The sequence below is a fragment of the uncultured Rikenella sp. genome, assembly GCF_910579375.1.
GTDB lineage: Bacteria > Bacteroidota > Bacteroidia > Bacteroidales > Rikenellaceae > Rikenella.
In genome coordinates this window covers 21245-27988 of the sequence record NZ_CAJTUJ010000020.1, presented here as the reverse complement: position 1 = coordinate 27988, position 6744 = coordinate 21245, and the positions used below count along the sequence as shown (strand labels likewise).

Genomic DNA, 6744 nt, shown 5'->3' with positions numbered 1-6744 from the left:
TCGTGCGGGCCGAAGCTTCCCGCCGCGGAGGCCCGCAACTCGCTATGCTCGTTTTAGGCCCCGCAGGCTTCGACCCGCTTGGATGACAAGGTCGAACCCGAAAGATTTGGGCTGTGAGTTAGGCTGAACTCTTGGCCGAGCTCCTGCGGCTCGCAGAGCCGCTCGGGCCGGAGCTACCCCCGGCGTAGGGCCGCCACTTCGCGGTGCTCGTTTGGCCCCCGTTGGAGCCGACCCGCTTTGGGCTGAGACTGCCATCTTTCGAATGCTTTTCGCCCCGTTTATTCCAAGAGGCAACGCAACTGAAGACCGTGGCCGCGATTGTGTGCGCTGCTGGGATTGAGCCACGTCACGCCGAAATTCAAGTTCATGCCATTGGAACCGCTGACCGTGGAAGCCCAGCTGTAACCGCCGTTGCCGACGTTCACCGGTTCACCCAATCGTCCATTGTAGCCTGCGTCGCGGAAGCCCGGGGCGATCAGGCCTCTTTGTGCAGGACGAGCATACCCCTCTCTTCTGTCACCCGATACGTACCGTTCTGTATGCGGATTTTCGCCCCTTTTTCCAGCATGATCACGCGTTGTTTCTGCGCCGCCGGAACCGTCGTATCATCCGGCCCCGGTTGTCGCAGCTGAATGCCTCCCTGTACCGCTGTCACGATCCGGGGCTCGTCGCCGATGACGCACCGTGCTCCTGTCGATACGAGCAGCAGAGAGGGATTCGGCTCCGTCGTTACGGCCGCTTCGTCGTTCGTCAAAGAGGATTTCACGGTCAGCTGCGTCACGTCGAAGAGCCCGTTGTTATACGACCGATGAGTCAGGCTGCGGACTTCGCCCGCCGCATGAATCTTGCCTGTGTTGAACGCCGTGCCCTCCAGACGGTCGACATGGACGACGCGGATATTCGCCTCTCCGTTGTTGAAAACACTTAGGCTGACCGCTGGAGTGTCCGATATGTTCCCCTCGAATTTCGCGCGGTTGAAAACCGAAATCGAGAGCCTGCCGGTGGCCCGCAGATCGGCGCCGGTCACCTCCGTCCGGTTGAAGCAGATGAATTCGGCATTTTGGAACTGTATCGTCCCCAGCCGGATCTGTCCGTCGCCGGCAGCGCTCAGTTTCCGCAAGTCATTGACCGTAATGACGGCCCGGGCCCGGAAGCCGGATTTCGCATGCCTGACGGAGCTCTTTTTGTTTAGCTGAACGCGGCGCGTGTTGTAAAGCCGTAGGACTCCCTGCTTCAACGAATAACGCAGGGTGTCGGACAGGTTTTCTCCCATATTTCCGGATGAGATAAAACCTTCCCGCTCTTCGTCCCGGGTGGTCGGACAGGTCGGGATGTCGGCCGGAATCTCCAATAGGACTCCCGTCGGGCTGCCCTGCCGAATCTCCACGTCGAAATTCCCGGCCAGAAAAATCTCGTGAATCGACTCGCCCTCGAAACAGGTCAGGGTGCGTGTCTGCGGTGTCTCCTGGGCCGCGGCAGTGCCGAGGAGCCCGATGAGTAGAACGATTGCGTGGAAGCCGGTTTTCAGGATGCTTTTCATAAGGTTTGTAAGGTTAAAAACAGACGAATCGATGCAGGGTGTTATTCCGTTTTCAGCGACCGGATCGGGTTGGCGCGCAGCGTGATCAGAATCCGGCTGCCCACCGTCGCCAGCGTCACGGCAGCCAGTATCCCCACCGGCACGACGAAGAGCCACCCGTTCGTCCCGATCCGGAACGGATAGCGCGCCAGCCAGCTCTGCATGGCATACCACGCCAGCGGGATGCCGATCGCCACGGCCGCCGCTATCAGCCAGACGAACTCGGCCGACAACGATCGGAAGAGGTCGAACCCCGTCGCGCCGAACACCTTGCGCACGCCTAACTCCTTGCGTCGGTGGTTGGTCGAGAAGAGCACCATCACCCACAGTCCCACCACCGCGACGAACAGGGCCAGGCCCGAAAACAGGGCGAAAACCCGTCCGAAACGGCTCTCCTCCTGATATTGCGCGTCGTAGAAACGGTCGATGAAGAAGCGGTCGAAGGTCGATTCCGAAAAGAAACGCTGCCATTCCGTCTCGGCGATCCGGAGCAGCTCGTCCACCGGCGCGTTCTCGGTGAACTTCACCGAAACGAACTTCTGCGGCAGCCATCCCAATGCGCTCTCGCGGATCAGCATGATCGGCGTATAGCCGTTTCGCAGCCCCTGCTGGTGATAGTCTTTCACCACGCCGACGATCTCCATCGGCCGGTCTTCGCGCGTCTCGACCGTCACGCGCTGGCCCACCGCTTCGTCCGGCGTGGCGAATCCCAGCGCCTGTACCGCCGCTTCGTTGACGACCATCCGGTCTTCGTCGCCCGTGAACTCCGGGCCGAAGCCGCGGCCGGCCACCACCGCCAGTCCGTAGGCGTCGATATAATCCTCGTCCGCCACCAGCATCTCGTATAGCCGGTTCTGTTTTGTCGCGTCGCTCGTCAGCCGGTTCGAGAGGAAGGTCGCCACCTCCATCCCCGGCACGGCGTTCGAGAGGGTCACCCGCTCTACCTCTTTCCGCTCCTCCAGGGCCCGTTTGTAGGCCTTCATCCGCTCCGGCAGGTCGGACATCGAGCCCGGATAGCGGATGGCGAAGATGCGTTGGGTCTCCACCCCTAACGGTTGGGCCCGCATGTAGGCCAGTTGGCGGTCTACGGTGAAGGTGCTCGCGATCAGCACCAGCGAGGCGGTGAACTGCAACACGGTCAGGCAGCGTCGCACGGCGCCCGCCCGACCGGTGCCGATGTATTTGCCTTTCAGGATCGTGGCCGGTCGGACGTTCGAGATGACGAAGGCCGGATAGGCGCCCGACAGCAGCACGCCGAGCAGGAAGATGCCTCCGGCGGCGATCCAGAACATGGGCCGGTCGAGCATCACGAATCCGATTTCGTGGCCGATCAGCCGGTCGAACCACGGCCCGAAGAGGGATACGGCCCCTGCGGCCAGCAGCAGGGCCGCCGAATTGATGACGGCCGACTCCAGCAGGAACTGGCCGATCAACTGTCGGCGGGTGCCGCCCGAGACTTTCCGGATGCCCACTTCGCGGGCCCGCTCCAGCGACCGGGCGGTGGCTATGTTGATGTAGTTGATCCACGCGATGGCCAGAATCGCCAGCGCGACGAGGGTCAGGGTCGTTACTGCCGCCCGACTCCCTTTGGCCTCGCGCTCGTATTTCTTCCACGGGGTCAGGTGGACGTCGGCCGCCGGATTCAGCGATATGCCCCAGGTCTTGTTTCGCAAGGCCTCGTCGGTTTTATAGCGTTCCGCCATCGCGGGGAAGGCCTCTTCCACCGCCCGGGGATCGACGCCCGGGGCCAGGCGGACGTAGGTGTAGACCTCGTGCCGGTACCAGAATTCGTCCAGCCAGACGGGCAGGGTCTGCCACGAGAGGAAGAAGTCGAATTGCAGTTGCGAATTGCGCGGCATCTCCTCCAGAATGCCCGTCACTTCGCAGTTCAGTTCGCCCTCCGACGAGTGGAAACGCAGCGTCTGACCCATAGGGTCTTCGCCCGGAAAGTACTTGGCGGCGGCGTAGGGGGTGATGACCACCCGGTTCGGCCCCGCTAAGGCTGTGGCCGGATCGCCCTCCTGGAGGCGGAAGCCGAAGAGGTCGAAGAACGACGGATCGACCGCCGTGACGCTGTTTTCGCGGTACTGCCGGTCGCTGTGGCGGACGATCTGTTCGGTGCCGTGGATGTCGAATCGCGCAAACTCCTCGACGCCCGGAATGTGGCGCTTCATGGCGGGGCCGTAGCCGTAGGAGGAGGTGGCCCAGTCGTCGGTCAGGGTGTTGCCTTCGTAGAACTGCGCTTCGACCCGGTAGAGCCGTTCCCCTTCGGGGTGCATCGAGTCGTAGCTCCGTTCGAAAACGACGTAGTTGAGGATCAGAAGCGCGACGGACATCCCCACGGCGAGCGATAGCAGATCGACCGCGGAGAAGAGTTTGTGTCGCTCGATGCGGCGGAGGGTCAGCAGGAGGTAGTTGCGGAGCATACGGAAAAGATTGGAGGATGATTCAACCGAATCATCCTCCAATTCGAATGCCAAAGCGGTTTATTGATTGATATTCAGATTACTATAAAAACAGGAATGGGCCGAAAGTGTCTAATTTTTAGACATCGGGTGTCTATTTTCTGGACACTGCCGCTATCGGGTGGCGATGCGGATCGAGACCCGGGTGCCGCCGCCTCCCGGTCGGCTGTCGAGGGTCAGCTCGCCGTGGATCGAACTGATCCGCGAGGCGATGTTCGACAGCCCCATGCCGGTCGGTTCGGTCTCGGGGTCGAACCCGCAGCCGTCGTCGGCCACTCGCACGGAAATTCGGTCGCCGTCGGCCTGCATGTCGATCGTCAGGTTCGCGGCGCCGGCGTGCTTCAGGGCGTTGTTGATCAGCTCGCACACCACCCGGTAGAGAATCACCTCGCGGTCGCGTTCGAAACGGAGGTCGCGCATGCCTTCGGTGCGGAGAACGATCCGCGTGGCGGGGCACATCGGCTGGAGCTTGTGAACGAAGGTGTTGAGGGCTCGTGCCACGCCGAAGTTGTCCAGAATGTGGGGGCTGAGGTTGTTCGAGATCTCGGTCAGGCTCTTGACCGCCTCGTTGACCACATACTCGGTGTTGGTCAGAATCTCCTTTTGGGTCGCGTCGAGCGGCTGTTGCAGGAGGGCCGAGACGCTCATCCGGACGGACGAAAGCAGGGGGCCCAGGCCGTCGTGCAGCTCTTTCGAGATGATCTGCCGCTGGTTCTCCTCGGCCCGGATCACGGCGCTCAGGAGCCGTTTTTCACTGTTCCGCCGCTGCTCCTCGCGCAGGGCGAGGTAGTTCAGCACCTTTTTCACCATGAAAATGCCGACGGCGAAACAGAATGAGGTGAGGATGCCCACCCACACGTAGTACTCTTCGCGCATGACGATCATGTCCGTCCGTCCGTCCGTCCGGTCCGAGAGTTTGTGGGCGAACTCGTCGAAGCGCATGACGCACATCAGCACCAGCGCGATGGTGATCAGGATCCAGGACGAGCTGAATTTGGTCTTTCGGGTGAGCCGGATGGCTATGCCGGCGGCGAAAAATTGCAGGACGATCGAGATGACGAGTAAGACGAGGAGTACCATATTCGGAGGCTAAAGATAGGGTTTTCCGGCCGTTTTCTGCTCTGTGAGCCTGCTGTTTCTCGCCTCTCGGGCCGGATCGGGAGGCGATTTAGGTATAAATACCCACGGTCGGGGGACGGCTTTTGCCTATTTTTGCAGACAATACGGGTATTGCCGCTTTCGGGCGGGAATTCCTGTCGAAAAACCAAGGACGAAGACATGGAACGATTTACACCTACCCGCTATACATTGACCTGCGTGGCTTCGGGACGCGAATTCGAGGACGAGGGCTGGACGCTCGACGATCCGGAGTGCGGCGAACCGTCGCTGGTGCGGGCCCGGTATGCGGAGCGGCAACTCAACGTGCGCGACGACGCTTACGGCATCTATCGCTTCTGCGACTGGCTGCCCATCCGGCGGACGCTGCGCGGGAGCCATGCGCCGGTGACCTATAAGAGCCGGAAGCTGGCCGAGTATTTGGGGCTGGAGAATCTCTATATCACTTTCAGCGGCTACTTCCCGGAGGTGGGGGCGCGGATGACCACCTGCTCGTTCAAGGAGACGGAGGCTTACAACGTCTGCGCCCGGCGGGCGGAGGGCGAGGAGCGCGTGCTGGTGGTCGCTTCGGCGGGCAATACGGCGCGGGCTTTTGCCAAGGTGTGTTCGGATAACCGGATTCCGCTGCTGCTCTCGGTGCCGGAGGACAATATCGGCGCGCTGTGGTTCGAGGAGCCGCTCGATCCGTGCGTGAAACTCATCGCGCCGTGCTGCGGGGGAGACTATTTCGATGCGATTCACCTGAGCAATCTGGCGCTCTCGTCGCCGCGGTGCTATGCCGAGGGGGGGGCGAAGAATGTGGCGCGGAGGGACGGGATGGGGACGACCGTGCTGTCGGCGACGACGGCCATCGGCGAGATCCCGGACTACTATTTTCAGGCCGTGGGGAGCGGAACGGGGGCGATTGCGGCGTGGGAGGCCAACCTGAGGCTGATCGAGGACGGGCGGTTCGGGAACAAGTTGATGCGGTTGATGGTGTCGCAGAATGCGCCGTTCACGCCGATGTACGATGCCTGGCGGGCGGGCTCGCGCGAGATGCTGCCTTACGACGCGGATCAGGCGCGGGCCGATGCCGAGGCGATCGACGCCAAGGTGCTCTCGAACCGGAAGCCGCCGTACAGTTTGCACGGGGGGCTGTACGACGCGCTGGTGGCGACGGACGGCGATGTGCTGGTGGCGACCAACGAGGAGGCGCGCGAGGCGCGGCGGCTGTTCGAGGAGCTCGAAGGGGTGGATATCTATTCGGCGGCGGGAGTGGCGCTGGCCACGCTGATCCGGGCGGTGCGCGACGGACGGGTGGAACGCGACAAGATCGTGATGCTCAATGTGACGGGCGGGGGCGAAGAGCGGTTCCGGCGCGAGCGGGGAAATCGGGTCTGGAACCTGCGGCCGCACCGTGTTTTCCCGTTAGATGCGGACAAGGAGCAGGTGGTGCGGGCGGTCGAAGAGCTGTTTGCCTGACGGCGGGTGCCGGATAGCGGATCGAACGGGCGGACTCTCCTTTACCGAGGAGAGTCCGCCTTGTTTTCTGTCGTGACGGTGTTCGGTGCCCCAAGTCCGCGGGAAAATCGTATTTTTGTACCG

The 6744-nt window shown here is 62.2% G+C and carries 4 protein-coding genes; 1 reads left to right on the top strand and 3 read right to left on the bottom strand.

All coding sequences use genetic code 11. From position 1 onward, the window contains the following. Nucleotides 1-475: 475 nt before the first annotated feature. The 3 genes from QZ302_RS03555 to QZ302_RS03545 all read right to left on the bottom strand — a co-directional run bounded on the left by QZ302_RS03555 (nt 476) and on the right by QZ302_RS03545 (nt 5124). Nucleotides 476-1540, bottom strand: coding sequence for a DUF2807 domain-containing protein (locus QZ302_RS03555; protein ID WP_294592565.1), 1065 nt, complete (start codon nt 1538-1540; stop codon nt 476-478). A 41-nt stretch (nt 1541-1581) separates the two neighbouring features. Beyond that, nucleotides 1582-4059, bottom strand: a complete 2478-nt coding sequence (locus QZ302_RS03550; RefSeq protein WP_294592563.1) for an ABC transporter permease — start codon at nt 4057-4059, stop codon at nt 1582-1584. Between the two features lie 99 nt (nt 4060-4158). Further along, entirely contained in the window at nt 4159-5124 is a 966-nt protein-coding gene (locus tag QZ302_RS03545; protein WP_294592561.1) for an ATP-binding protein, read from the bottom strand. Nucleotides 5125-5322: 198 nt separating this feature from the next. Here QZ302_RS03545 and QZ302_RS03540 point away from each other — a divergent pair, with 198 nt between their 5' ends. Continuing rightward, the gene (locus QZ302_RS03540; protein WP_294592559.1) at nt 5323-6621 is read left to right on the top strand and encodes a cysteate synthase; all 1299 of its coding nucleotides are present in this window, start codon (nt 5323-5325) and stop codon (nt 6619-6621) included. Nucleotides 6622-6744: the final 123 nt, after the last annotated feature.